The sequence below is a fragment of the Nonomuraea sp. NPDC050227 genome (genome assembly GCF_044459705.1).
Taxonomy (GTDB): domain Bacteria; phylum Actinomycetota; class Actinomycetes; order Streptosporangiales; family Streptosporangiaceae; genus Nonomuraea.
Map to the genome: position 1 here is coordinate 1,212,315 of NZ_JBITJF010000001.1, position 23,732 is coordinate 1,236,046.

The following is a 23,732-nucleotide window of genomic DNA, read 5'->3' on the forward strand; positions in this document are numbered from 1 at the left end:
CGTCAGGAGGCGTACATCACCGACAGGAAGCGGAGCAGGAGGGCTTCCCTGGTCTCGGCGGGCAGGGCGTCGAGGACCGCGTTGACCGTCGCCATCCCCGGCTGGCCCGCGCCCGGACGCAGGTCCACGCCCACCGAGGCGGCCAGTTCGGCGAAGGTCGCGTCGTCCAGGGCGTCCAGGTCCAGGTCGGCGATCAGTTCGACCAGGCCGTCAGGCACCACGGCCGGGCCGCGCAGCCGGGCCGCCTCCGCCGCGTCAGCGATCACCCTGAGCATCGCCTCCACGCCGTTCAGCGTCACGCCGGTGACCGTGACGTGCAGGTTCGCGGGGATCCCTGCGTAGGAGAGCTGCGGTTGCAGGAACCAGCCCCGCTCGCGGGCTGCGTCGGCCAGCACGAACACGTCGAGGTCGTCCCCGGCGAAGGCCACCAGCGACGACTCGGGCGCGCCCAGGACCCGCAGGCCGGGGATCGCGGCGATGCCCTCCCTGAGCCGGGCCGCCGCCTTGAGGGTGGCGCGGCCGAGCTCCACGTACCCCTCCCGGCCGAGCGCCTGGAGCGTGGCCCACGCGCCGCCGAGCGGCCCGGCCGACCTGGAGCTCTGGACGGTGGCGTTGATGATCGTGTAACCCGGCCAGGCGGCCGAGGCGAAGTACGCCTTGCGCCGCGTCGCCGGGTCGGCGAACAGCACCACCGAGGCGCCCTTCGGCGCGTAGCCGAACTTGTGCAGGTCGCAGGAGAGCGAGGTGACCCCCGGCACCGACAGGTCGAACGGCGGCACGTCGGCCCCCGCCTCCCGCAGCCACGGCAGCAGCCAGCCGCCCACGCACGCGTCCACGTGACAGGCCACGCCCGCCTCGGCCGCCACGGCGGCGGCCTCCGCGACCGGGTCGATCACACCCTGCGGGTACGACGGCGCCGAGACCACCACCAGGACCGTGTCCTCGTCGATCGCCGCCGCGACGTCCGCCACCCGCACCTTGTACGTCTCCAGATCCACCGGCACGGCCTTGACCCGCAGGCCCAGGTAATGGGCCGCCTTGTGGAAGGCCGGATGGGCGGTCACCGGCAGCACGAGGTTGGCGCCGGGCCGCCCGGCCGCGTCCCGCGCCGCCTTGACCGCCAGCATGATCGACTCGGTGCCGCCGCTGGTGAAGACGCCGTGGCCGCCGCCGAGCAGGTCGGCGACCGCGCCCACGACCTGCTTCTCCATCTCGACGATGCTGGGGAACGCCGTCGGGTCGAGGCAGTTGACCTCCAGCATCTCGGCGTACGCGCGGGCCGCCGCCTCGTGCACCTCGGGCCGGCCGGTGTCGTAGACGTACGCGGTCACCTGCCCGCCCCGCACCGGCAGGTCGTGCTGCTTCATCCTGGCCACCTCGGACAGCAGGTCCTCGGCGGTTCTTCCGGACAGGGGGAGGGTCACACGTTCTCCTTGGCGGGGGCGACGGCGGGGTCGAGGGCGAGCCGGCCGTAGCGGACGACGAACGGCAGGCTGATCAGCATGAGCAGGGCGGGCAGCGCGGTGAAGCCGAGCAGCAGCCCGGTCAGCGCGCCGACCGGCTGGGCGACGGGCGACTCCACGGGCGCGGAGACGAACCCCGACACCGCCAGGACCAGCGCGAACAGGCCGGGGCCGAGCGCGAGCCCGGCGGTCTCGCCGGCCGTCCACAGGCCGGTGAACGCGCCGGCCTGGGCGTGGCCGGTACGGGCGGCGTCGGCGTGCACGGTGTCGGGCAGCAGCGACAGCGGCAGCAGTTGCAGCGCGGCGTAGCAGACCCCCGCCAGCGCGGTAAGCGCCAGCGTGGCGGCCAGGCTGCCCGCCGCGATGGCGGGGACCAGGGCGAGCGCCACGACGGCGAACCCGGCCGAGGCGGCCAGGTAGCAGCGCACGGTCCCGTACGCGCGGGCCAGCCGGGCCCAGGCCGGCACGGCGAGCATGCTCGGGCCCACCAGGCACACGAACATCACCGAGGTCAGCCCGTAGTCGCCCAGCCGGTACGAGGCCACGTACGGGGCGCCCGCCAGCATCACCGCCACCCCGAGCGCCTGCGTGACGAACGCCGCCAGCAGCGCGAAGAACGGCCGGTTGCCCCGGGCCAGCCGGAAGGCCGCCGCCGGGCCGAGCTGCCGGGGCCCCGGACGCGACGACACCCACCGCGTGCCCAGCGTGGCGGCCACCAGGGCGGCGGCCATGACCAGCCCGATCGCGACGCCCATGACCGCGTACCCCGGCCGGCCGCCGCCCGCCAGGTCGACCACGGCGGGGGCCAGGCCGCCCGCGACCAGGATGCCGACGGTCAGGCAGACCACCCGCCACGACATGATCCTGGTCCGCTCGGCCGGGCTCGCCGACATCTCGGCCGGCAGCGCCACGTACGGCACCTGGAAACTCGCGAAGGCGGTCGCGGCCAGCAGGAACGCCACCCCGGACCACGCGGCCCCGCCGACGCCGCCCGCGACGCCGCCGGGCACGGCGAACATCAGCGCGAACGCCACCGGCAGCGTGGCCGCGCCCACCGCCAGCAGTCGCGTCCGGCGGCCGGTGCGCACGGCCTCGCGGTCGCTGGCGGCGCCGACGAGCGGGTTGAGCAGCACGTCCCAGATCTTCGGCGCGACCAGGACGGCGCCCGCGACGGCGGCGGGCACGCCGAGCATGTCGGTCAGGTAGTAGAGCAGCAGCAGGCCGGGGACGGCGGAGAACACGCCGGTGCCGACCGAGCCGACGCCGTAGCCGAGCAGCCGGCCACGCCCGAGCCGGCCGACGTCAGTTGCCGTCATCGCGGGTCGCCGGGGAGGGCGAGGGTGCGGTGGAGGGTGAGGTGGAGGTGGGCGCGGAAGCGGCGCAGCGCGGCCCGGTCGCCCGCGCCCCTGCGGCGGCCGTCGGCGTCGAGCACGCCGCCCTTGGCGAAGCCGTGGATCGACCAGATGACCGTCCACATGGCGTACTCCAGGTCGACCGTGCCGTCGATCACGCCGGCCTCGACCGCCGGCCGCAGCGCGCCGGTGACGGCGGAGACCAGCGGCTGGACGTACTGGCGTTCCAGCTCGGTGATGTCGCTCGCGTCGGAGAGCCAGCGGTGCATCCACAGCGCGGGGATCTCCGGGTTGTCCGCGCAGAAGTCGAGGTAGTCGTCCACCAGGCGGTGGATGGAGGCGACCGGGTCGTCACCGGGCAGCTGGGCCAGCGCCTTGTCCAGCGCCGCCTTCTCCGCCCGGTGCGCACGTTCCATGACGGCCAGGTACAGCTCCCGCTTGCCGCCCACGTGGTAGTTGACGGTGGCGATGTTCATCCCCGCGGCGTCGGCGATCTGGCGCGTCGAGGTGCCGTCGTAGCCGAGCGCGGCGAAGAGCTGGGTGGCCGCCTTGAGGATCACGGCCGGCTGTCCGCTGTCGGCAGGTCTCATACGACCGACCGTAGTTCCGCCCCGGGCCGTTGGTCAATCGCTTGATGGAGAGGTTTCCGGTCAGTCCGGAGCCCAGTACTTGACGAGGGCCTTGTCCAGGTGCGCCACGACCGGCTTCCAAGTGGGGGGCAGCGTGTAGCGGGTGACGCGGTGGCCCTTGTACGCCAGCGTGTAGCTGAGGAAGTCCGCGCCCTGCGGCGGGCGTTCGGAGCGGCCGATCTTCAGTTCCTTGAGGTAGCCGCGCAGTTGGCGCTCCTCCTTGGCCGTGAGGCACTTGGCCACCACGGGCCCGGTACGGCGGCTGAGCCGCACGCAGCCGTCGGTGTAGACCGTCACGCGGTTCCGCAGCCCCGCGAAGCCGCCCTCCTCGCGCAGCTCGACCAGCACCTTCTTCTGCGCGCTCACCGCCTCGGCGGGCAGCGCGGAGGCGGTGACGGCCAGCGCGAGCACGGGCAGCAGCACGATTCGCCAGTTCTTCATACCCTCTATGACGTACCCCGGCCCCGAACGGCTCACCTTCCGAGACCCGCGTCGCGGGCCCGGACGATGGCCTCGGCGCGGTCGGCGACGTGCAGCTTGGCGAAGATGTTGGAGACGTTGTTGCGCACGGTCTTCGGCGACAGGAACAGGGCCGAGGCGATCTGCGCGTTCGAGCGGCCGGCCGCCACCAACGACAGGATCTCCCGCTCGCGCGGCGTGAGCTGCGGGAAGACCGGGTCGCCGGGCGTCGAGGCGGCCCCCTGGAAGAACTCGGCGACCCGCAGCGCCACCGCCGGACCGAAGATCGCCTCGCCGTGCGCCACGGCGGTGATCGCCCGTACGATCTCGCCCTGGCCGGCGCCCTTGAGCAGGTAGCCGCGGGCCCCCGCGCGCATGGCGGCGAACAGCGTGGCGTCCTCCTCCGACATGGTCAGCACGACGACGGCGACGTGCGGGCTGTCGGCCACGATGCGCCGGGTGGCCTCGATGCCGTCGAGCCCCGGCATGCGCACGTCCATCACCACCACGTCCGGCTGGAGGTCGGCGGCGCGCTCGACCGCCTCGGGGCCGTCGGCGGCGGTGCCGGCCACCTCGATGCCCGGGATCGAGCCGAGCAGCAGCGCGAGCCCGTCCCGGTAGACCGGGTGGTCGTCGGCCAGCAGGACCCTGATCGGCTCCTGGCTAGACATCGGCGGCCTCCACCCGCATCGGCAGCCGGGCCAGGACCAGGGTGCCGCCGCCGGGCGGGCAGGTCACCCGGCAGTCGCCGCCCAGCTCGGCCGCGCGCTCGCGCAGCGAGAGCATGCCCACCCCCGCCGCCACCTCGGGGCCGATGCCCGCGCCGTCGTCGCGTACCGCCACCTCAAGCGTCCCTTCCCGCGCGGTGAGCGTGATGTCGCAGCGTGCCGCGCCCGCGTGCCTGGCCGCGTTGGCCAGGGCTTCGGACACGATACGGTAGGCCGCCACCTCCACCGCCGCGGGCAGCGCGTCCAGCGGGCCGCCGCCGGTGACGCGCACGTCCAGGGCGGCGGTGCGGAACCGTCCGGCCTGCTGCTCGATCGCGCGCAGCAGGCCCAGCTCGTCGAGCGCGGGCGGGCGCAGGTCGTGGACCAGCCTGCGGACGTCCGCCAGCACGCCGCCGACCTCGGCGGCCGTCTGCTCCAGGATGCGGTCGGCCTGCTCGGGCGCGCTGCCGGCCAGGTTGCGGGCCGCCTCGATGCGCAGCGCCACCGCGCCCAGGCTCGGGCCGAGCCCGTCGTGCAGGTCGCGGCGGAGCCTGCGGCGCTCCTCCTCGCGGGCCAGCACGAGCCGGGCGCGGATGCGTTGCAGGTCGGTGCTCAGCTCGACGGCCCGCGCCGCCGCGGCGGCCTGGCGTACGAGGTCGCCGAGCAGCCGCTGGTCCCGTTCGGTCAGGTCGGTACGGCACAGCACGAGCCGCCCCACGGTCTCGCCCCGGTAGGCCACCGGCAGCGACACCGACGGCCCGCGCGGCGACCCGTGCTCCACCACGGACCGTTCGCCGCCCGGCCGCTCGATCTCCACCCGCACGTAGGCCAGCCGGAACGCCTCCGCCAGCGTCGTGGCCACCGCGAGCAGCTGCTCGTCCGGGTCCGTGGCCAGCTCCAGCCGCTCGGCCAGCGTCGAGACCGCGGCGTACGGGTCGTCCCGGGAGCCGCGTACCAGCCTGCGGACCGCCCGCCAGAGCCAGGTGCGCAGGGGGGCGTACAGGACGGCGACGATCGCGATGGCGGCCAGGGCCGAGTCCCGTTCCCCGAGGACGCTGCCCACCAGCGTGAACACCACCACGTCCATGACCACCACGAGCGCGGCGAGCAGGCCGTAGGCCACGGTGGCCGACAGCAGCCGGTCGATGTCGTACAGGCGGTACTTGGTCACCGCCACCACCACGGCCGCGGCGGTGAACGCGATGGCCAGCGTCAGCAGCGCCGCCGGGATCTGCGGGGACAACGACAGCGGCAGCAGGAGCACGATCATGTCGACCAGCGCGGCCCACATCAGCCAGCGGATCTGGGCCCGCCGCTCGGCGTCGGCGACCACGTACCTGCGCACCATCGACGCGAACGGCACCACCAGGCTCACCAGGACGGACGCGTACGCCAGCGCCAGCGCCGGCTCCCAGAACGCGTACGGCAGGTCCAGGGACAGGAAGTCGAGGCCGAGCCGCGCGATCTCCGGCGGCATCGCCTGGTCGTGGTAGCGCTCCATGACCGCCGTGGGCGCGGTCACCAGCAGCGCCGTGAGCAGCCCGGTCAGGACGAGGCTCGTCACCGACAGCGCCCGCCACACCCGCCCCGGCGGCAGCCGGCCGTCCGGGAACAGCAGGATCAGCAGCGGCAGCCCGAGCAGCAACGACGCCCCGAACCGCGAGTACGACCAGTACGCCGCCGCGGCCCCCGGCAGGCCGGGCGAGACGTAGGCGGCGTGGGTCGCCCAGCTTCCCAGGAGCCCGTCCAGCAGCCACAACAGCCCGAACACCGCCAGCACCCAGGCCACCGGATGCCGCGGCAGCCTGCGCAGCAGCAGCGCGCCGGGGACGAGCTGCGCGAGCCCGGTCAGCGCGGCCGGCCACCCGGGTTCCAGATCCGAGGCGGGCGGCAACCGCACGTCCCCGGCGGCCACGTCCAGCGCCACCGTGGCCACCGCCATCCCGACCCCGGCCGCGGCCACCCCGACGGCCCACCACCTGCGCGCCGCTGCCAGAGGGGTGGAAGGTCCGGTTTCTGTCACGAGACGTATTACACCCGACGTTGTGTCCTTATGTCCCGGGACAGGGGTCCCGTCGACGGCGGGACCGGCGGCTCTGCCGGCCCGGGGCGGCCCGCCGGAAATCTGGAGGCACGACATCCCCTGAACGAAGAGAAGGACCTCCCGTGGACGCCAAGATCAGTACCACCCCCGCCAGGGCGCGCACCGACGTGCCCGCCGGCCCGGCGCCCTCCGGCGCCCCCGCCATCGCCCCCGCCACCGTGCGCAGGCTCGGCGTCGCGCTCGCCGTCGGCACGCTCTCCTGGGCCGCCAGCATCTTCGTCTACGGCAGCCAGGCCCAGGGCTTCGGCGAGCGGGTCGGCGACCTGACCGGGCTGCTCTTCCAGCTCGGCATCTTCGCCCTGCTCGCCGTGCAGATCCGGACCCGCGCGACGGGCACGTCCCGCTTCGCCAGGGTCATGCTCAAGGTCGAGCTGGTCCTGCTCGGGCTGGCCGCCGTCTGGTCGCTGCTGCACGGCGTCCTGCCCGACAGCGCCCAGGACGGGCCGGTGATGCAGGCGCTCGACGTGTTCTGGCCGGTGTCCATGCTGGGCATGATGGCCATTGGCATCAAGATCGCCTTCACCGGGCGCTGGCGCGGGTCCCTGCGGTGGTGGCCGCTCATCGCCGAGAGCTGGGCCGTGGTGACGGTGCCGACGTACATCCTGTTCGGCGACTCGGTCTCGAACTGGGTCGGCGGCTTCCACCTGGTCATCGGGTACGCCACCCTCGGCGCGCTGCTCGCGCTGCGTCCCGGCCTGACCGACTAGCCGATGACGTCCCGCAGCTCCCGCGCCGAACGTGGCCGGTGGTGGCTGTCGACGTGCCAGTCGTAGCCGGCGTACTCGTCGAGCAGCAGCTCGACCAGGCCGGCGTCGTATCCGTCGCCCGGCTCGCGCAGGTGGAACGGCGGCGCGTAGAAGCAGTCCCCCAGCAGCAGCACCCCGGAGTCCGGTACGGCCACCACCGTGGAGTCCTCGGCGTGCCGTCCGCCGACGTGCCGCACCTCGACGCCGCTCGGCAGGGTCAGCACGTCGTCGAACTCGGTGTGCGGCGGAAGCACCGCGAATCCCTCCCAGTCGGGCATCGCCCAGGCGCGGGCCCGGAAGCTGGGGCCGAGCCGGGGATCGGCCTCGACCTCGGCGCGCAGGTACCGGTGACTCCACGGACGCCGGGCTTCGGCCGCAAGGACGCGGGCGCCCGCCCGGTGGCCGATGATCTCCACCTCCGGCCACGCGCACGCGCCCCAGACGTGGTCCCAGTGGTGATGGGTGTAGATCAGCTGTCGTGCGGGAGGCAGCTCCGCGGCCGCGATCGCCGCCTGGATCCGGCGCGCGGCCGAGGGGCTGTTGCCGGCGTCCACCACGACGGTGCCCGCCCGGCCGGCGATGACCGCGACGCCGCCCTGCACATTGTCGTGGTCCTCGTCGTGGGGGTACCACCAGACGCGGCCCGCCAGATGCCGCAACGCCTCGAACATCGGCCGAGAGTAGCACCGCTGATCGGATCATTCTGGACGAAAGCGTCAGCGGCGTCCCGGCTATGCCGTTCCGTACGAGCGGCTTCCGGGAGCCGGCGCTCAGGCCGGGGCGAGCGGCAGGACGGCGGTCACCTCGGTGCCGCCGCCCGGGCGGGGGCCGATCGCGCAGGTGCCGCCGATCTCGGCCGCCCGCTCGCGCATCGACGTCAGGCCCACGCCCGGCGACGGCTCGTCGGGCAGGCCGGTGCCGTCGTCGGCGACCGACACCCGCAGCTCCCCGGCCTCCCGCCGTAACGTGACCAGCACCGACGTGGCCTGGGCGTGGCGGCGCACGTTCGTCAGCGCCTCCTGCGCGATCCGGTACGCGGCCGTCTCCACCGCCGCCGGCAACCCGTCGAGCAGCCCTTCGGAACCGTCGAGGGCCCCGTCGGACCCGCCGGGCAGCCCTTCGGAACCGTCGGTGGCCGCGGGCACGGTGACCTCGACCCGGGGGCCCGGGGCCTGGCCGAAGGCGCGCAGGGCGCCGGCCAGGCCCAGCTCGTCCAGCACCGGCGGGCGCAGGCCGTCCACCAGCTCGCGCACCGACATCAGCGTGCCGGTCATCTCCTCGCGCACCCGGACCAGCAGCTCCTCCACCGACTCGGGGTCGCGCTCCAGCCGCCGCCGCGCCTCGTCCAGGGTCATCGTCACGCTGGTGAGCGTGGGGCCGAGCCCGTCGTGCAGCTCCCTGCCCAGCCGGCGCCGCTCCTCGTCGCGGGTGGCGCTGATCCGCTCGTGGGAGTCCCGCAGGTCGGTGCTCAGCCGTACGGCGTGCGCCAGCTCGGCCAGGTGCTTGGCCATGACGTCCAGCGGCTCGCGGCCCGGCCGCGCCCCGGCGATCCGCAGCCGCCCGACCGGCTCGCCGTGCCAGGTCAGCTCGACGGACCGCGATCGGGCGCCCAGCTCGCCGTCCACGAACGACAGCGCGGGCTCGCCCGGCACCTCCACGCCCACCCCCCGGGCGACCAGCGACGTGCGCACGACGGAGATCGCCTCGGCCAGCGCCCCCGCCGGGTCCCCGGCCCGCTGCACGGTACGGCTGAGCAGGTCGGCCGCCCGGTACGGGTCGCGTTCCACGTTGAACAGCCGGTCCACCGAGCGCTGGAGGCGCAGGCGCACGGGATGGAAGGCCGCGCCGGTGACCATCGCGGAGGCGAGCCCCGCCGCCGCGCCGTAGCCGTCCGCCAGGCTGTTGGCCGCCCAGATGAGCGCCGAGTACGTGAGGCCGGCCCCGACCGCGAGCGTGCCGTACACCAGCGTGCGGTTGAGGATGAGCCGGATGCCGTAGAGCTGGTGGCGCAGCACGGCGGCGATGATCGCGATGGGGATGCCCGCGGCCAGGAAGACCCGTACGGCGATGATGAAGGTGTCCTGGTTGCCCGCGCTGGCGATCCAGTAGACGACGAAGATCACCATGGCGTGGAAGTACCAGGTGATCTGGCGGCGCACCTCGGGCGTCGCCGCCCGGTACCTGAAGCCCAGCGAGACCACGCCGAGCAGGCACAGCAGGATCATCGGGGGCCCGATCCACGACTCCACGACCTCGGGGACCCTGCCCAGCGCCGCCACCCCGAACGGGTTGCCCACCGGCACCCCGAGCTCGAACGACGGGTCGGGGGACAGGCCGAGCAGCAGCGAGTGCCCGGCCATGAGCACCAGGTTGCCGTAGAGCACCGGCCGCCAGCGCCTCGACGACAGCCGTCCGTCCGGGAAGAGCAGCGGCATGATGCCCGTGAACGTGGGCACCGGCAGCAGCCACAACCAGATGGCCGGCCAGGCGACGTAGGGCAGGAGCGGGCCGGGCGCGTGGAAGTACATCCAGCCGGTCAGCGCGAACAGCAGCGAGTACGCCGACCAGACGACGCCCGTCGCCCACATGAGCCAGGGGACCAGCAGCCGGGGCCGCCGGCTGATCAGGAACGCGCCGGCGAGCGGGAACATCAGCCCGATCGGGTCGAGCCCCTGCGTCTCGGCCAGCCCGCCGAGCTGCGCCGCCAGCACCGCCGCCGTCACCACGGCCGCGAGCGAGGCCCCGGCGGCCGTCCACACCACCGCCAGCATGAGCCGCCACCGCCGCACCCGCGTGCTGCCGGGCCCGTCCGCGCCGCGCCCGTCCGCGCCGGGCCCGGGATCGTCGTGGTCGTCAGGGGTCATCGTGGCTCCTTGACCGGCAGTTCCGCGACGACCTCGGTGCCGCCGCCGGGGCGGACGTCCAGCCGGCAGACGCCGCCCACCTCCTCGGCCCGCCCGCGCATCAGGGCGGCCCCCTGGCGGCGCTGCTCGGGCAGCCCGATCCCGTCGTCGGACACCGTCAGCCGGAGCCCGTCGCGCCGCTCCACCCTGATCAGGGCGGTGGTGGCGCGGGCGTGCCGGCGCACGTTCGCCACCGCCTCATGCGCGATCTTGTACGCCGCCACCTCCACCGCGGCCGGCAGGTCGGCCAGCGAGCCCGAGACCACCACGTCCACCCTCGGGCCGGGCGCGTCGGCGAGCAGCCGTAAGGCGCCCTCCAGGCCGAGCTCGTCCAGGCCGGCGCCGTCGAGCGCGGGCGGGCGCAGGCCGTACACCAGGTCGCGGACGTCCACGATGGCCTCGGTCATCTGCCTGCGTGCCGTGCTGAGCAGGGGCTCGACCGAGCCGGGGTCGCTGGCCAGGCTGAGCCGGGCCTGGTCGACGCTCATCGCCAGGTTCGTCAGCGCCGGTCCGAGGCCGTCGTGCAGGTTGCGGCGGAGTTCGCGGCGTTCCTCCTCGCGGGTGACCATCATGCGCTCGCGCGAGCGTTGCAGGTCGGCGCTGAGCCGTACGGCGTGGGCCACCTCGGCGAGCTGCCTGGCCAGCATGTCCAGCAGCGCCCGGTCGCGCGGCTCGCCGCTGACCGACAGCCAGCCCATCGACTTGCCGTGCCAGACCAGGCGTTCGACCGAGGGGGCCGGGCCCATCTCGCCGGCGACGACGCTGCGCACCCGTCCGCCGGGCAGGACGACCTCCACCGCGACGCCCGGCGCCCCCAGGGCCAGCCGGACGGCGTGGGCCGCCGACGCCAAGGCCTCGGCGGGCCCCCTGGCCTCCTGCACGCTCCGGCTCACCCGGTCGGCCAGCCGGTACGGGTCGCGCTCCCACCGGAACAGCCGGTCCGCCGCGCTCTGCAGGCGCAGCCGTACGGGCTGGAACAGCGCGCCCGCGGCCAGCGCGGCGATCAGGTCGGACCACGAGCCGAGCAGGGCGTCGAGCGCGCCGACCCCGAAGTAGACGGCGCCGACCACGGCGGTCAGCGCGAGGTAGACCAGGGCGCGGTTGAGCAGGAGGAGGGTCCGCTCGCGTCCGCGCAGCCCGGACAGGACCGCTGCCTTGACGAGCAGCGGTCTGACCGCTCTGAGCAGCACCCGCCGGGCTTTTTTCGCCATATGTCGGGCACATCATAAGTGGCGGAACCGCTATCGCAGAGAGTCCACCGGCTGCATCTTCGCCGCCCGCAGCGCCGGATAGAGCCCGGCCAGCAACCCCACCACCGCCCCGGCCACCGGCGCGGCCAGCGCGAGCCGCGCGTCGAGGAGCGGCGTCCACTCCCTGGCGGCCGAGACGGCGACCACGGCGACCACGCCGAGGCTCGTGCCGATCACGCCGCCGGCCAGCCCGACCAGCGTCGACTCCAGCAGGAACTGGGCGGCGACGTGCCGTCGGGCGGCGCCGAGCGCCCGGCGCAGCCCGATCTCGGGCACCCGTTCCAGCACCGTGACGAGCGTGACGTTGGCGATGCCGACCGCGCCCACGACGAGCGAGACCAGGCCGAGGATCAGGAACAGCGCGTTGACGTCGTCCTGGGCGGCGTCGCGGGCCCGGGTGGGGCCGGGCGGCGCGACCACCTGGAGCAGGTCCTCGTTGCCGGGGCTGAGCGCGACCGGCGTCTGGCCCGCGACCAGCGCGGTGGCGCCCAGGCCGGTGTTGACCAGCACCCTGGTGACCGTCCGCAGCCCGAACCGGGCCCCGGCGGTCGGCGGCACGAACACGGCCGCGCCCAGGTCGCGCTCCCGGCGCAGCCCGCCGAGCACGCCGATCACCGTGTACGCGTGGCTGCCGATGAAGACCGCGGGCGCCCCGTCGAGCCGGGTGATCCCGAGCAGCCTGGCCGCCTGGTCGCCGAGCACCGCCACCCGGTCGCCGCGCCGGACGTGCCCGGCGTCGTAGAACCTGCCGCGCAGCATCGTGCCGCGCAGGGCTCCGGGAAGGCCGGTGGTCGCGGCGACCACCGGCAGCGACTGCGTGGTGATGCGCGCCGGATCGACGATGTCGTTGGAGCGCACGGACAGGTTCGCGGTGTCCTCGCTCTCCGACAGCGCGGCGGCCGACTCCACGCCGCGCAGCCTGGTCAGCCGGTCGACCGCGTCCCAGGTCACCAGGGGGGCGCCCGGCGTGCCGGGCACCTCGACGGTGATGGCCGTGGCCACCAGCGCGTCGAAGTGGCCCACGACCTGGTTGCCCGCGGTGGCGGCCACGCCGAGCGTCACGACGAGGGTGGTGATGCCGAGCACGGTGCCGAGCGTGGTGAGCGCCGTGCGCAGCGGCCGGGCCAGCAGGCCGGCGACGGCCTCGCCGGCCAGGTCGCGCAGGTCCATCACTCCTCCACCAGCACGCCGTCGGTGATCCGCACCCGCCGCTCGGCGCGCGCGCCGACCTCCTGCTCGTGCGTGATGACCACGATGGTCAGGCCCTGCCGCCGCAGCTCGTCGAACAGGTCGAGCACCGCCTCGGTGTTGCGGCTGTCGAGGTTGCCCGTCGGCTCGTCGCACAGCAGCAGCGACGGGGAGCCCATGAGGGCCCTGGCGATGGCCGTGCGCTGACGTTCGCCCCCGGACAGCCGGCCGGGCGCGAACGCCGTACGGTGTCCGAGGCCGACGCGGTCGAGCGCCGCCAGGGCCCGCTCCCGCCTGCCCTTGCGCGGCCGCCGGGTGTAGAGCTCGGCGAGCATCACGTTCTCCACCACGGTGCGGTGGGCGAGCAGGTGGAAGGACTGGAAGACGAAGCCGATCCGGTCGCCGCGCAACCTGGTCCTGACGCCGTCGGGGAGCGTGGTGGTCTCGGCGCCGTCGAGGCGGTAGCTGCCGGAGTCCGGCCGGTCGAGCAGGCCGAGCACGTTGAGCAGCGTGGACTTCCCGGACCCGGACGGGCCCATGACGGCCACGTGGTCGCCGCGGCCCACCCGCAGCGAGACGCCGTCGAGCGCGCGGACCGGCGGCTGCGCGGCGTACAGCCGGCACACCCCCGTCAGCTCGATGACCGGCTCGGCCCGCCGCTCAGGCATCGCCGACCACCACCCGGTCGCCCTCCTTGAGCGCGCCGGTGACCTCGACGTTCCCGTCGGCGGACAGGCCGGTGCGGACCTCGACGTCCCTGGTCCTGTCGGTGGCGTACTCGACCCGGACCCGGGCCCTGCCGTCGGCCGAGGTGATCACGGCCGCCACGGGCACCACCAGCACCGGGTCCTTCGTCGCCCCCACGGTGATCCGCGCGGTCACCGCGGTCCCGGCCTTGAGCCCCTTGGCCGGGCCCGGCGTGATCAGGACGGGCTGCGCCCCGCCTTCGGCCGCCGCGGAGCCCGGCACCCTCGCCTTGTCGCCCACGGCGGTCAGCCGGGCCGGGTACGACCGGCCGGTGTCCAGCTCGACGGTCGCGGGCATGCCCGCCCGCAGCAGCTCCGACTCCGCCGCCTCGACCGACGCCGTGACCGCGAACGACGAGCTCGTCACGGTGGCGACCTCGCCCTCGACGCGCTGCCCCGCCTTCACCGACACCTTGCGCACGCGGGCCGGCAGCTTCGGCAGGAACACCACCTCGCCGGGCGGGATCGAGACCCCGTACGTGCGGGAGTACTCGGCCAGCATCTCCTCGGCCGCCGCCACGTCCGCGCGGGCGCCGGTCACCTTGAGCCGGGCGGGGGAGAGCTGCCTGGCCTGGCGCAGCGCCTGCTCGGCGGTAGCCAGCGTCTCCTGGGCGGTGCGCACGGCCGCGCGCAGCTGCTCGACCCGGGCCGCGCGGGCCTGCTCGGCCTCCTTGACGATCAGGTCGCGGGCCTCCTGGGCGGCTGACAGGTCGGCGCGGGCGTTGGCCACCCGCAGCTCCAGCAGCCGCGTGTCGGCGGGCGAGGCCGTGGGCTGGGGAGCGGCCGTGGCGGCGGGCGCGGGCGTGCCGGTGGGGGCCGCAGTGGGGGCAGCGGTGGCGGCCGCCGTGGGCGAGCTCGTGGGGCGGGTGCGGGCGGCGGCGAGGGCCTGCTCGGCCTCCAGCAGCCGCTCCTCGGCCGCCCGCACCGCCGAGTCGGCGGCCGACAGCCGGGCCTCGTCGGCCGGCGGCAGCTCCTGGGACCGGGCCTCGGCCAGGGCGCGGCGGGCCACCGTGAGCCCGGTCCTGGCGTTCTTCAGCCTGAGCTTGAGCGGCAGCACGTCACGTCCCCGGTCGAGCGCCTGCTGCTCGGCCGCCAGGGTCTCCTTGGCGGTCCGTACGGCCTTGCGCAGCGTCTCGTAGGTCTGCCGGTCGGTGAGGGTGGGCCGCTGGGCCTGGTACCCCTTGGCCGCGTAGAGCCGGGTGAGCGCGGCGACCGTGGCCCGGTCGAAGACGCCGGTGGACCGCGCGCGGTGCCCCAGCCTGCGCAGCGCCCGCTGCAACTGGGTGACGTCGTCGCCCTCGCTGCCCGGCGTGATCGTGCGGTGCATCGGCACCGAGCCGCGCAGGACGAACACCGGCCGGCCGTTGACCTCCATCAGCACCCCGCCCTCGGCGATCCGGCCGGGACGCGGCGCCCTGGTGGCCCGCTGCAGCTCGGACGCGCCGCCGACGGCCCCGGCCAGGCCGACCGGCAGCGGCGAGCCGTATTCGAGGGTGCCGTTGACCACCACGGTGCTGACCAGCCTGCGCCGCTCGACGGCGGCGGTGACCAGGGACGGTGTGGGCGCGGCGCGCCTGCTCGCCTCGTCGGCCGGCGAGCGCAGCCGGGTGCTCACCGCCCACCCGGCCAGGGCGACGAGCACGACCCCGGCGAGCACGACGGCCGCAAGCCTGCGTGGGGATCTCATGAGGACGTCAGAACGCGAACCGGTCGTTGATCTTCCGCTGGACGGCGGTCTCCTTCGGCGTGTAGGCCGCGTAGAAGTCCTTGCCGCACTCCAGGTCGTCCAGCGCCGCCTTGACCTCCTGGACGAGGTACGGCCTGGCGGCGTCGGGGGTGAGGTCCGGAATGTGGAACTGCTCGGTGTCCTTGGTCATCTTCGGGGCTTCGGGGAGGTTCTTCTGCTGCTGGCGGCCCAGCTTGTCCTGCCGGCGCATGAACTCTCGCTCCCCGCGCTGGTTGAGCGCCGACGGCTTGGCGTCGGCCACCGAGTAGCCCTTGCCCTTGAGGCAGGCGGCCATGGGGCCGGCCAGCTCGACCAGCTCGGGGTCACCGTCCAGTTCGGTGGCCTTCGCCCGCCTGTGGGCGATGGCCATCTGGGAGAAGTAGTCGATGTTCGACTTCAGGGTGAGGCCGAGGACCTGCTTGGCGGCCGTGACGACGCAGGCGTCCTTGGCCTTGTGGTAGGCGGTGAGCTGGGCGGTGGAGAGGTCTGCCTGGATCTTCATGTTGGGGTCCGGGTCGTTCTTGCCGCCGGGGCCTTCCAGCTCCCCGGGGTAGACCTGTAGGGCGAAAACGCCGAATCCGTATTTGGCGCGATATTTCTTCATCGCCTGGTAGTCGCCGGAGGCGCGCTTGCGCTCGTCCTCGCTCTTGTCCTCGGGCTTCACGTACGGCATGTACGTGAAGCCCTTCTGCTTCATGCAGTCGGCCTTGGCCGCCTCGAACTGGTGCTTCCTGTCCTTGGCGGCGGCGGCCCGCGACGGCTGGGCGGTCTCGGCGCCGCCGGTCGGCTCGGCGGCGCCCCCGCAGCCGCAGAGCACGGCCGCCGAGAGCGACATGGCGATGGCCAGGCGGGATCTCTTGAGCATGGCGGAGACCATACTCCGTTTAACGAAGTATGGTCAATCCAGGCAATGCCGCCGCTGGCGGAAGGGCGCGAAGGCGGCCCCCACGACCAGCAGCGCGAGCACCCCCCAGTAGGCCAGGTGCTGCCGGGTCAGGGCGTCGGAGTGCAGCACCAGCTCGCCCGACGCCGTCGCCAGGTAGATCGCCGCCGCCAGCGTCCACCGGTGGTCGCGGGCCAGGTAGGCGCTCCCCGCCGCCAGCCCGAACGCCGCCGCCTCCACGACCAGCCTGCTCAGGCTGAGCGGGAACCTCGTGGAGTCCTCCATCCACTCGGGGCCCGCCCAGCTCGCCGCGACGACCGCCGCCCACCACCACCACGACCTCGTGCGCGGCGCCCGCCGCAGCACGAGCAGGCCGACCAGCGCCACCGCGTAGGTGCCCGCCACCAGGTAGGGGTCGCTGTCCATGAACAACGGCCGGACCTGGAGGAACGTCGGATAGACCGGTAACAGCGTCGTGTCGAACGGCTGCCACCACCCGCCGGCCAGCGCCACCGCCTTGGCCCCGGTGAGCAGCGTCAGCGCCGCCGCCGTGCGCAGCCGTCCCCGTACGGTCGCCAGCAGCGTGAGCGCCGACAGCAGCGTCCAGAGCGGCAGCGTGCCGGCGTAGGGCAGCAGGGCGGCCAGGTTCGCCGCCGCGACGGCGGTGACGGCGAGGTGCACGCCGTCCTGCCAGGGGCTGCCGCTCGCCAGGTGGACGATCCGGCTGCGCACCCCGCCCCTGAGCAGCCCCCACGCCTCGCGCGGCACCGGGACGCGCCGCCCCGGCGCGGCCGATTCGAGCAGCACGTCGAGCAGCTCGTCACCGTGGGCCGCGCGGTACGTCCTGGGATAGGCGAGCAGGAGCCTGCGGTAACGCCGTTCGAGCGCGGACGCGGCTCGCGCGGACCCGACGGCCGTCATCCGGCCGACGGCCGCAGGACGAGCGAGGCGGCCGCCTGCATGCGTCTCGCCTCCGCCTCCACCAGCGCCTGGCCCTCGTCGGTGATGCGGAAGTAGCGCCGGTTGCGCCCGTTGACCGTCTCCTCGCGGTCGACGGTGATGACGCCGCGCTCGTTGAGGCGTTCCAGGATGCCGTAGAGCGTGCCGACGGAGGGCTGGACCCGGCCGCCGGACAGCTCCTTGACCGACTTGCTGATCGCGTGGCCGTGCAGCGGTCCGGCGCGCAGCGCGGCGAGCACGAAGTACATCGGCTCGCTGACTTCTGAGGTTCCCCTGGGCATGGGGGAGACAGTATTCCGTTCAACGGAGTGTGGGCAACGCGGGCGGACCCCCGGAAGGGCCGCCCGCGCCGCGCGTCACCGGCAGCGGTCGCCGTCGAGGCGGAAGACCTCCGGGGCCGGGTTGGGGCCCGAGGCGTGCGTGCCGACGAAACCGAACGTCACGGACCCGCCGGGCCTGATCCGGCCGTTGTAGCCGAGGCTGCGCGCCGTCACCACCGCTCCGGACTGGGCGAGCTCGGCCCCCCAGCCCTCCTTGATCCGCTGGCCGCCGGGGAACGACCAGCTCAGGGTCCAGCCGTTCACGCTCTCCCGGCCGGTGTTCTCGATCACGATCTGGCTGGTGAAGCCGCCGGGCCACGAGCCGTGCGCCGAGTAGCGCACCCGGCAGGCCGACTGCTCGCCCTTGTCCGCCAGGAACGCCGACACCCACGCCAGCGGCGAGTTCCAGTTGATGGTCAGCTCGTTGGTGGACCAGGACTCGATGTCGTCGACGTAGCAGAACTGCGGCTTGCAGCCGCGCAGCAGCCGCTGGGCGACCGGGTCCTGGATGGCGGAGTTGGGGCCGCCGGCCAGCGAGCCGCGCGGCGGGTGGGGCAGCGCGTGGTCGAGCTGGTGGGCGTACCAGCGGCTGTGCTGGTTCTGGGCGGAGACCTCGCCGTAGCCGGTGACGTAGGAGATGTTGAGCGCGTTGCGGCCGAGCAGGTAGTCCATGCCCTCCCGTACGGCGGCCCGGTACTTCTCCTCGCCGGTCAGGTCGTGGGCGGTGGCCAGGACGACCAGGTTGTTGAGGACCAGGTTGTTGGAGCCCCAGTCGAAGTCCGCCGGCGCGTACGGCAGCCCGTACGGGTGCGCCCGCTGCACCGCCAGGTACTTGTCGGCCCCCTCGACGACCGACTGCCGCACCTTGTCCCGGCCGGGCAGCGCGTTGGGCACGGTCGCCAGGCCCAGCCGGCCGAGCTGGGCGGTGTTGCCCCAGTCGAAGCCGCGCTCGCGCCAGATGTCGCCGGTGTGGTGCGGCGAGGCCAGCACGAAGTCCGCGAACTCCTTCTCGCCCGTCGTGAGGTAGAGCTCGGCCGCCGCCCAGTAGAACTCGTCGGTCACGTCGGCGTCGTCATAGGCGCCGCCGCCCACGCCGTCGGCGGGGCTGGCGTACCGGGCCGGGTTCGCCTTGGCCGCCGTCCACGCCTTGCGCGCCGCCTTGAGGTTCCGCGCCGCGAACGCCGCGTCGTAGGGCGCGAACAGCCGGGCCGCCTGCGCCGCCGTCGCGGCCAGGTTGAGCGTCGCGGCCGTGGACGGCGGGTGCAGCTCGCGCTTCTGCGGGTCGAGGTGCGGCAGCAGCGGCAGGCCGGTCCAGTTCTGGTCGTGCACCTTGTGGTGGGCCATCCCCGCGTATGGCTTGCCGTCCGGCACCTGCATGCTCAGGATGAACTCCTGCTCCCAGCGGGCCTCGTCCAGCACGTCCGGGACGCCGTTGCCGCTCTCGGGGATCTTGAGCTGGCCGTCGGTGAAGGCGGCCCGGTCGCGCTCGTAGGCCGCCATCAGCTGGTGGACCGCGATGCCGCCGTTGACGACGTACTTGCCGTGGTCGCCGGCGTCGTACCAGCCGCCCTTGACGTTCAGGGTGTAGTCGCAGCCGCCCGCCTGGCAGGGCACGTCCGTGTCGCCCTGGTTGGGGGGCGTGCCCGCGTGGCCGGCCGGGCGTCCGTAGCCGGGGCGCAGGCTGTCGAGGATCTCGATGCCGCTGCGCTGGGTGTAGTAGAACTTCAGCGCGTCCGTGGGGAGGGAGTCGTACACGTCCGCGCCGATGTCGAACGGCCTGCTGGTCTCGCCGTCGGCGGTCAGCGTGTAGCCCTGGCCGGGCTTGGCGTAGGAGCCGAAGTCGATGGTGTGCACGTTCTGGCCGGAGCTGGCGTCCATGCCCTTGGGGACGGTACGTCCGTTCGCGACCCTTTCCTGCGCGGCGTTCCGCAGCTCCCAGTCCAGGGGTGTGGTGGTCTCGGTGACCAGGGTGGCCTTCTTCGGGCCCGAGGGCAGGTAGCCGACCATGTTCACGCGGACGCGCGGGCCCGTGTCCGGCTCGTAGACCTCGGGTTCGGCGCCGCCCTTCAGCGACACGTCGTCCATGCAGAACCTCCAGGGCTCGGCGCTGCCGCCCAGCTGGAACGCCACCTGGGCGTTCGGCAGCGAGACCGGGGCGGTGAAGGTGTAGGAGTAGTCGTTGCCCGAGACGCTCAGCTCCGGGGCGGCCGACAGGTACTGCGTCCACGGGTCCACGGGGAGCTGGATCAGGGCCTTGCCGACCTTGGCGGGGGTGGCGGAGGCCGAGAACCTGTAGGCGTAGGTGTCGCCGGCGACCAGCGGGACGCCGTCCTGGCCGATGATGACGTCCCAGGGGTTGGCGGTGCCGCCGGGGACGTCGGCGCACAGCCTGCCGCCGTCGATGGTCAGGGTGGTGTTGCCGGTGCTCCACCAGGGGGCGGTGCCGGCGTCGAAGGTGCCGTTCACGATCTGCTCGGGTCCCTCGTCGGCGGCGCGGGCGGACGCGGCGGGGGACAGGGCGACCATGGTGAGGAGGGCCAGCAGCGCGGCCCGGCATCGGGTCATGGAGGTCCTTCGGGGGGTTGGGAGCGCTCCCAATGGAGCGATCCCGATCCTCCTTGCCCACCGCCGCCCCGTCAACGGATGCCCGCCATCGGTGCTGGAAGACGCTGAAACTTTCACGCCCCGGCCCGGACCGAGCCTGTCGGCCGCCCTTCACTGACGGCTCATGTTCTGGGAGGGTTCGGAACGTGGTCCCTGCCCTCACCCTGGCCGGGTGCGTCGCGCACGAGTTGCTCGAACGCCAGACCGCCAAGCTGGCCAGGCAGCTCGTCCGCGGCTTCGCCGAGGAGATCCCGCTCTACCGGCGGCTGCCGAGGGAGGAGCTCGACGGCGAGATCACCGTCATCACCGAGCACAACCTGCGGCTGATCGCCCGCATGTTCCGCGACCGCCGCCCGCCCACCAGGGCCGAGCTGGCCCCGCTGCGCTCGTCGGCGGCCCGCCGGGCCCAGGAGGGCGTGCCGCTGGAGGCCCTGCTGGCCGCCTACCACCTGGGCGCGCGCAAGGTGTGGGAGCACCTGTTCGCCGCGGCCACGCCCGCCGACTTCGCGGACGTGCTGACGGCCAACCGCCTGATCCTGCTCTACACGGAGTCGGTGACGGCCGCCGTGTGCACCGCGTACCTGGAGGAGCGCGAGGGGATGCTCAGCCACGAGCAGCACGCGCTGCACGCCGCCGTGTCCGCGCTGCTCGGCGGCGACCGGGCGGCCCTGGCCGGGGTCCGGCTGGCCCCGCGCTACCTGGTGCTGGCGCTCGCCGTGGGCCGGCATCCCGACGAGGAGAGCGACGAGCCGGGCGGGTCGATCGCGGGCCGCCGCAAGCTCCACCGGATCAGGACGGCGCTCCAGCGGGGCGCGGCCGAGCCGGTGCTGTCGGTGCTGGACACGACGGGCGGCCTGGTGTTCGTGCCCATCACCGGCGAGGACCCCGACTGGTACGAGGTCGGCGAGACGGCCGCCGCGATGGCCAAGGCGGCCGGCGTGCCGGTGTGGGCGGCGGCCGAGATCGCCGCGCCGCCCGGGGTGCCGGAGGCGGTCAAGCTGGCCGAGGAGGTCCTGGAGGTGGTGCGGGTCTTCGAGCAGCCGCCGGGCGCCTACCGGCTGGCCGACGTGCTGCTGGAGTACCAGCTCACCCGGCCGAGCCAGGCCACCGCCGTGCTCGCCGGGCTGCTCGACCCGCTGCTCGACAACCCCGACCTGCTCAGGACGCTCACGGTCTACCTGGACACCGGCCTCGACCGCCGCCGTACGGCCGAGCTGCTGCACGTGCACCCCAACACGGTCGACTACCGCCTGCGCAGGGCCGTCAGCCTGACCGGCCTCGACCCCGTGGACCCGGCCCACCTGCAACGCATCGGCGCCGCGCTGGCCGCCAGACGACAGCACCGCAAGTGAACGGGAGCCGCCCCCGGGCGGGGACGGCTCCCTCGCGCGATTCAGAGCGTTAGACCCCGGACACCGCGGCGGTCACCACGGTGGCGAAGTTCCGCATCCCGAGACCGTTGGGGTGGAACGGGGCGGCGGGCGAGGCCGGCACGTACGGCTCGATCCAGCGCACGCCGGGAGCCTTGCACGGGTCGTGGCCCACGCTCGGCGTCTGCAGGTCGACGAACGACACGCCCGCGGCGGCGGCCTGCTCGGCCAGCATCTGGTTGAAGTACTGGAGCGTGGCGCGGATGTAGTTGGCGTCGGCCTTGATGATCGGGACGGTCGGGTAGCAGCCGTTCGGCGGCGCGTAGGTGGCGTAGCCGACCATGAAGATCCGGGCACGCGGGGCGCGGGCGCGGATGTCGGTCACCAGCGTGGTCAGCTTGGGCCGCAGCGCGTCGGTCTTGACCCGCCAGGAGTCCTGGCCGTCGACGACGTAGTCGTCGTTGCAGGCGTCGCCGATGGGCGGGGGCAGCAGGTTGAGGCAGTCCTCGATGAAGCCGGTCAGGCCGACGTCGTTGGCGCCGATCTGCACCGTGACCAGGGTGGTGTCCGAGCTGAGCGCGTCGAGCTGGGGCGCGACGCTGCCGAGGTCGGTGCCCTGGGAGTTGTACATGTCGCGGGTCTTGGCGCCGGAGCAGGTGACGTCCCTGAAGGTGGCGGCGCCGATGGCCTGGGCGGTCAGATGGGCGTAGTTGTGGTCGGAACGCCAGCACCCGAGGTCGGGCACGACCTGGTTGGGCACCAGGGGACCCGACGCGGCGGAGTCGCCGAGCGCCACGTACACCTCGCCCTGGGCGGCGTGTGCGGGCGGCACGACGCCGAGCGCCAGGGCGGTCGCGGAGAGCAGGACGAGCAACCGTCGGACCATGGAGGACTCCTTCGGCGGAGGGTGGGGGGTGCGATGGCCGTGCCGGTCAGCGGCTCCGGTGACGGAGGCCGGGCCGGTCAGCGGCCCCGGTGGGGTGAAGCCGTGCTGGTCAGCGGCGGAAGGGCCCGGTCACCTCGTACGTGATCCCCCCGGTCCCGGCGGTCTCGCCGCTGGTGCCGCGCTGGGAGGAGAAGTAGAGCCGGGTGCCGTCGGGGGAGAACGCGGGGCCGGTGATCTCCGACTTGGCCTGGCCGTCCAGGCGCATGACGGGGGCGACCACGCCGTCGGGGGTGATGATGTTGATCTCCATGTTGCCGCCGTCCTCGGCCACGTACAGGTCGCCGGACGGGCGGCCGGTGATGTTGTCGACGCCGTCGAGGGTGCCGCCGCCCTCGTAGACCGCGGTGACCGTCTGCCGGGCGGTGTCGTAGGCCCAGACCTTGCGGTCGCCCTTGGCGGTGAAGTAGCAGATCCCGGCGGCGTAGTGGCAGCCCTCGCCGCCGCTGAAGTGCCGGGCCGCGGAGACCTGGTGCCTGGTCTGGGTGTCGAAGACGCCGGGCGTCGCGTCGGGCACGGGCCGCCACTCGACGCTGTCGCCGCCGATCCCGCAGAGCACGTCGAGCCGGCCGCTGGACAGGTCGCCCCAGGTGGTGGGGGTGAAGCGGTAGAAGCAGCCGTCGCCCTCGTCCTCGGTCAGGTAGACGACCTTGTGGTCGGGGTCGCAGGCCGCGGCCTCGTGCTTGAACTTGCCCATCGCGGGGCGCTGCTGGGCGGAGCGGTTGCCGTACGGGTCGGTCTCGTAGACCTTGCCGCGGAAGATCTCCTCGCAGGACAGCCAGGTGCCCCACGGGGTCGCGCCGCCCGCGCAGTTGAGGTTCGTGCCGCTCAGGATCCGGTACGCCCGGTCGATCGAGCCGTCGGCCCTGAACCTGATCGCCGAGGCCCCGCCCACGAGCGGCACCTCGGAGTTGGACACGTAGATCCAGCCGGAGCCGTCGGCGAAGCACGCGCCGCCGTCAGGAGCGGGGTGCCACAGCGTGCCGCCGACGACCCGGCCCGACCTGGCCACCACCCGGCCGGTGAAACCGGCGGGCAGCGCCATGCCGTTGGCGTCCGGGGCGCCGAGCGGCCCGTACGGGCTCACGCCCGCGCCCGCCGCGGAGGCGACGGCGTCGTGCCACATCGCCCCGGAGAACGCGACCGCCGCGGAGACGGTCCTGATGAAGGTACGACGGCGCATCATCACTCCACGTGGCTCGCGTCGTTCGAGGTCGTTTGAATTCGCAGACATGACGATGAGCCCTGCTCGTCCTTCTGTGAACTGGACAGGGCGGTAAATCCGGACGGTCAAATCTGTGACGCCTCACAAATCTGGGCGGCATTCCGCGAAGCCGATTGACGGCGGCCCCGGCGCGATCCACCATGGCCCGAACCCC

The 23,732-nt window shown here is 73.9% G+C and carries 20 protein-coding genes; 2 read left to right on the top strand and 18 right to left on the bottom strand.

What is annotated here, in order from left to right:
• Positions 1-2 precede the first annotated feature (2 nt).
• From ACIBK9_RS06320 to ACIBK9_RS06345, 6 genes are read right to left on the bottom strand one after another with little or no spacing between them, the layout of a single operon-like run.
• Positions 3-1,424, bottom strand: a complete 1,422-nt coding sequence (locus ACIBK9_RS06320; protein ID WP_397155605.1) for a pyridoxal phosphate-dependent decarboxylase family protein — start codon at positions 1,422-1,424, stop codon at positions 3-5.
• On the bottom strand, positions 1,421-2,779 hold the full coding sequence (locus tag ACIBK9_RS06325; protein WP_397155607.1) for an MFS transporter: 1,359 nt from the start codon (positions 2,777-2,779) through the stop codon (positions 1,421-1,423). The genes ACIBK9_RS06320 and ACIBK9_RS06325 overlap by 4 nt, the downstream gene beginning before the upstream one ends.
• The gene (locus ACIBK9_RS06330) at positions 2,776-3,405 is read right to left on the bottom strand and encodes a TetR/AcrR family transcriptional regulator (protein ID WP_397155609.1); all 630 of its coding nucleotides are present in this window, start codon (positions 3,403-3,405) and stop codon (positions 2,776-2,778) included. Before ACIBK9_RS06330 ends, ACIBK9_RS06325 begins: the two co-directional genes overlap by 4 nt.
• A 60-nt stretch (positions 3,406-3,465) precedes the next feature.
• Entirely contained in the window at positions 3,466-3,885 is a 420-nt protein-coding gene (locus tag ACIBK9_RS06335) for a hypothetical protein (protein ID WP_397155611.1), read from the bottom strand.
• A gap of 32 nt (positions 3,886-3,917) precedes the next feature.
• Positions 3,918-4,574 (bottom strand): response regulator, encoded by a 657-nt coding sequence (locus tag ACIBK9_RS06340; RefSeq protein ID WP_397155613.1) that lies wholly within the window; start codon positions 4,572-4,574, stop codon positions 3,918-3,920.
• Positions 4,567-6,633, bottom strand: coding sequence for a sensor histidine kinase (locus ACIBK9_RS06345; protein WP_397155615.1), 2,067 nt, complete (start codon positions 6,631-6,633; stop codon positions 4,567-4,569). Before ACIBK9_RS06345 ends, ACIBK9_RS06340 begins: the two co-directional genes overlap by 8 nt.
• Positions 6,634-6,776: 143 nt before the next feature.
• Between ACIBK9_RS06345 and ACIBK9_RS06350 the strand changes: the two genes are divergently transcribed.
• The gene (locus tag ACIBK9_RS06350; protein ID WP_397155617.1) at positions 6,777-7,421 is read left to right on the top strand and encodes a hypothetical protein; all 645 of its coding nucleotides are present in this window, start codon (positions 6,777-6,779) and stop codon (positions 7,419-7,421) included.
• Here ACIBK9_RS06350 and ACIBK9_RS06355 read toward each other — a convergent pair.
• The 10 genes from ACIBK9_RS06355 to ACIBK9_RS06400 all read right to left on the bottom strand — a co-directional run bounded on the left by ACIBK9_RS06355 (position 7,418) and on the right by ACIBK9_RS06400 (position 20,001).
• Positions 7,418-8,131, bottom strand: coding sequence for an MBL fold metallo-hydrolase (locus tag ACIBK9_RS06355; protein ID WP_397155619.1), 714 nt, complete (start codon positions 8,129-8,131; stop codon positions 7,418-7,420). The two genes, ACIBK9_RS06350 and ACIBK9_RS06355, sit on opposite strands and share 4 nt — an antisense overlap.
• 99 nt (positions 8,132-8,230) lie before the next feature.
• Positions 8,231-10,324 carry a sensor histidine kinase gene (locus ACIBK9_RS06360; RefSeq protein ID WP_397155621.1) on the bottom strand — a complete coding sequence of 698 codons (2,094 nt, stop codon included), beginning with the start codon at positions 10,322-10,324 and terminating at the stop codon, positions 8,231-8,233.
• Positions 10,321-11,574, bottom strand: a complete 1,254-nt coding sequence (locus tag ACIBK9_RS06365) for a sensor histidine kinase (RefSeq protein ID WP_397155623.1) — start codon at positions 11,572-11,574, stop codon at positions 10,321-10,323. The genes ACIBK9_RS06360 and ACIBK9_RS06365 overlap by 4 nt, the downstream gene beginning before the upstream one ends.
• A 30-nt stretch (positions 11,575-11,604) precedes the next feature.
• Positions 11,605-12,783: an ABC transporter permease gene (locus tag ACIBK9_RS06370; RefSeq protein WP_352358800.1), complete on the bottom strand. Its 1,179-nt coding sequence runs from the start codon at positions 12,781-12,783 to the stop codon at positions 11,605-11,607.
• A complete protein-coding gene (locus ACIBK9_RS06375; protein WP_397155625.1) occupies positions 12,783-13,469 on the bottom strand; it encodes an ABC transporter ATP-binding protein in 687 nt (228 codons plus the stop codon). The genes ACIBK9_RS06370 and ACIBK9_RS06375 overlap by 1 nt, the downstream gene beginning before the upstream one ends.
• Positions 13,462-15,234 (bottom strand): peptidoglycan-binding protein, encoded by a 1,773-nt coding sequence (locus ACIBK9_RS06380; protein ID WP_397155627.1) that lies wholly within the window; start codon positions 15,232-15,234, stop codon positions 13,462-13,464. The genes ACIBK9_RS06375 and ACIBK9_RS06380 overlap by 8 nt, the downstream gene beginning before the upstream one ends.
• A 7-nt stretch (positions 15,235-15,241) precedes the next feature.
• A complete protein-coding gene (locus ACIBK9_RS06385) occupies positions 15,242-16,138 on the bottom strand; it encodes a hypothetical protein (RefSeq protein WP_397155629.1) in 897 nt (298 codons plus the stop codon).
• Between the two features lie 33 nt (positions 16,139-16,171).
• On the bottom strand, positions 16,172-17,077 hold the full coding sequence (locus ACIBK9_RS06390) for a hypothetical protein (protein WP_397155631.1): 906 nt from the start codon (positions 17,075-17,077) through the stop codon (positions 16,172-16,174).
• Positions 17,074-17,397, bottom strand: a complete 324-nt coding sequence (locus ACIBK9_RS06395) for a PadR family transcriptional regulator (protein WP_189651648.1) — start codon at positions 17,395-17,397, stop codon at positions 17,074-17,076. Before ACIBK9_RS06395 ends, ACIBK9_RS06390 begins: the two co-directional genes overlap by 4 nt.
• 75 nt (positions 17,398-17,472) lie before the next feature.
• Positions 17,473-20,001 (bottom strand): glycoside hydrolase family 9 protein, encoded by a 2,529-nt coding sequence (locus ACIBK9_RS06400; protein ID WP_397155633.1) that lies wholly within the window; start codon positions 19,999-20,001, stop codon positions 17,473-17,475.
• 185 nt (positions 20,002-20,186) lie between these two features.
• On the opposite strand from ACIBK9_RS06400, the gene ACIBK9_RS06405 reads away from it, so the two are divergent.
• Positions 20,187-21,392 carry a PucR family transcriptional regulator gene (locus ACIBK9_RS06405; RefSeq protein ID WP_397155635.1) on the top strand — a complete coding sequence of 402 codons (1,206 nt, stop codon included), beginning with the start codon at positions 20,187-20,189 and terminating at the stop codon, positions 21,390-21,392.
• Positions 21,393-21,441: 49 nt separating this feature from the next.
• Here the strand turns inward: ACIBK9_RS06405 and ACIBK9_RS06410 are convergent, their stop codons facing one another.
• Both ACIBK9_RS06410 and ACIBK9_RS06415 read right to left on the bottom strand, forming a co-directional pair.
• On the bottom strand, positions 21,442-22,296 hold the full coding sequence (locus tag ACIBK9_RS06410) for an SGNH/GDSL hydrolase family protein (RefSeq protein WP_397155637.1): 855 nt from the start codon (positions 22,294-22,296) through the stop codon (positions 21,442-21,444).
• Between the two features lie 109 nt (positions 22,297-22,405).
• On the bottom strand, positions 22,406-23,536 hold the full coding sequence (locus ACIBK9_RS06415; RefSeq protein WP_397155639.1) for an alkaline phosphatase PhoX: 1,131 nt from the start codon (positions 23,534-23,536) through the stop codon (positions 22,406-22,408).
• Between the last annotated feature and the right edge of the window lie 196 nt (positions 23,537-23,732).

Excerpts from the sequence above, each read along its gene's own strand:
- ACIBK9_RS06330 (WP_397155609.1), bottom strand. The coding sequence starts at position 3,405 with ATGAGACCTGCCGACAGCGGACAGCCGGCCGTGATCCTCAAGGCGGCC.
- ACIBK9_RS06375 (WP_397155625.1), bottom strand. The coding sequence starts at position 13,469 with ATGCCTGAGCGGCGGGCCGAGCCGGTCATCGAGCTGACGGGGGTGTGC.
- ACIBK9_RS06395 (WP_189651648.1), bottom strand. The coding sequence starts at position 17,397 with ATGCCCAGGGGAACCTCAGAAGTCAGCGAGCCGATGTACTTCGTGCTC.
- ACIBK9_RS06335 (WP_397155611.1), bottom strand. The coding sequence starts at position 3,885 with ATGAAGAACTGGCGAATCGTGCTGCTGCCCGTGCTCGCGCTGGCCGTC.
- ACIBK9_RS06360 (WP_397155621.1), bottom strand. The coding sequence starts at position 10,324 with ATGACCCCTGACGACCACGACGATCCCGGGCCCGGCGCGGACGGGCGC.
- ACIBK9_RS06370 (WP_352358800.1), bottom strand. The coding sequence starts at position 12,783 with ATGGACCTGCGCGACCTGGCCGGCGAGGCCGTCGCCGGCCTGCTGGCC.
- ACIBK9_RS06325 (WP_397155607.1), bottom strand. The coding sequence starts at position 2,779 with ATGACGGCAACTGACGTCGGCCGGCTCGGGCGTGGCCGGCTGCTCGGC.
- ACIBK9_RS06415 (WP_397155639.1), bottom strand. The coding sequence starts at position 23,536 with ATGCGCCGTCGTACCTTCATCAGGACCGTCTCCGCGGCGGTCGCGTTC.
- ACIBK9_RS06385 (WP_397155629.1), bottom strand. The coding sequence starts at position 16,138 with ATGCTCAAGAGATCCCGCCTGGCCATCGCCATGTCGCTCTCGGCGGCC.
- ACIBK9_RS06390 (WP_397155631.1), bottom strand. The coding sequence starts at position 17,077 with ATGACGGCCGTCGGGTCCGCGCGAGCCGCGTCCGCGCTCGAACGGCGT.
- ACIBK9_RS06410 (WP_397155637.1), bottom strand. The coding sequence starts at position 22,296 with ATGGTCCGACGGTTGCTCGTCCTGCTCTCCGCGACCGCCCTGGCGCTC.
- ACIBK9_RS06365 (WP_397155623.1), bottom strand. The coding sequence starts at position 11,574 with ATGGCGAAAAAAGCCCGGCGGGTGCTGCTCAGAGCGGTCAGACCGCTG.
- ACIBK9_RS06400 (WP_397155633.1), bottom strand. The coding sequence starts at position 20,001 with ATGACCCGATGCCGGGCCGCGCTGCTGGCCCTCCTCACCATGGTCGCC.
- ACIBK9_RS06340 (WP_397155613.1), bottom strand. The coding sequence starts at position 4,574 with ATGTCTAGCCAGGAGCCGATCAGGGTCCTGCTGGCCGACGACCACCCG.
- ACIBK9_RS06380 (WP_397155627.1), bottom strand. The coding sequence starts at position 15,234 with ATGAGATCCCCACGCAGGCTTGCGGCCGTCGTGCTCGCCGGGGTCGTG.
- ACIBK9_RS06355 (WP_397155619.1), bottom strand. The coding sequence starts at position 8,131 with ATGTTCGAGGCGTTGCGGCATCTGGCGGGCCGCGTCTGGTGGTACCCC.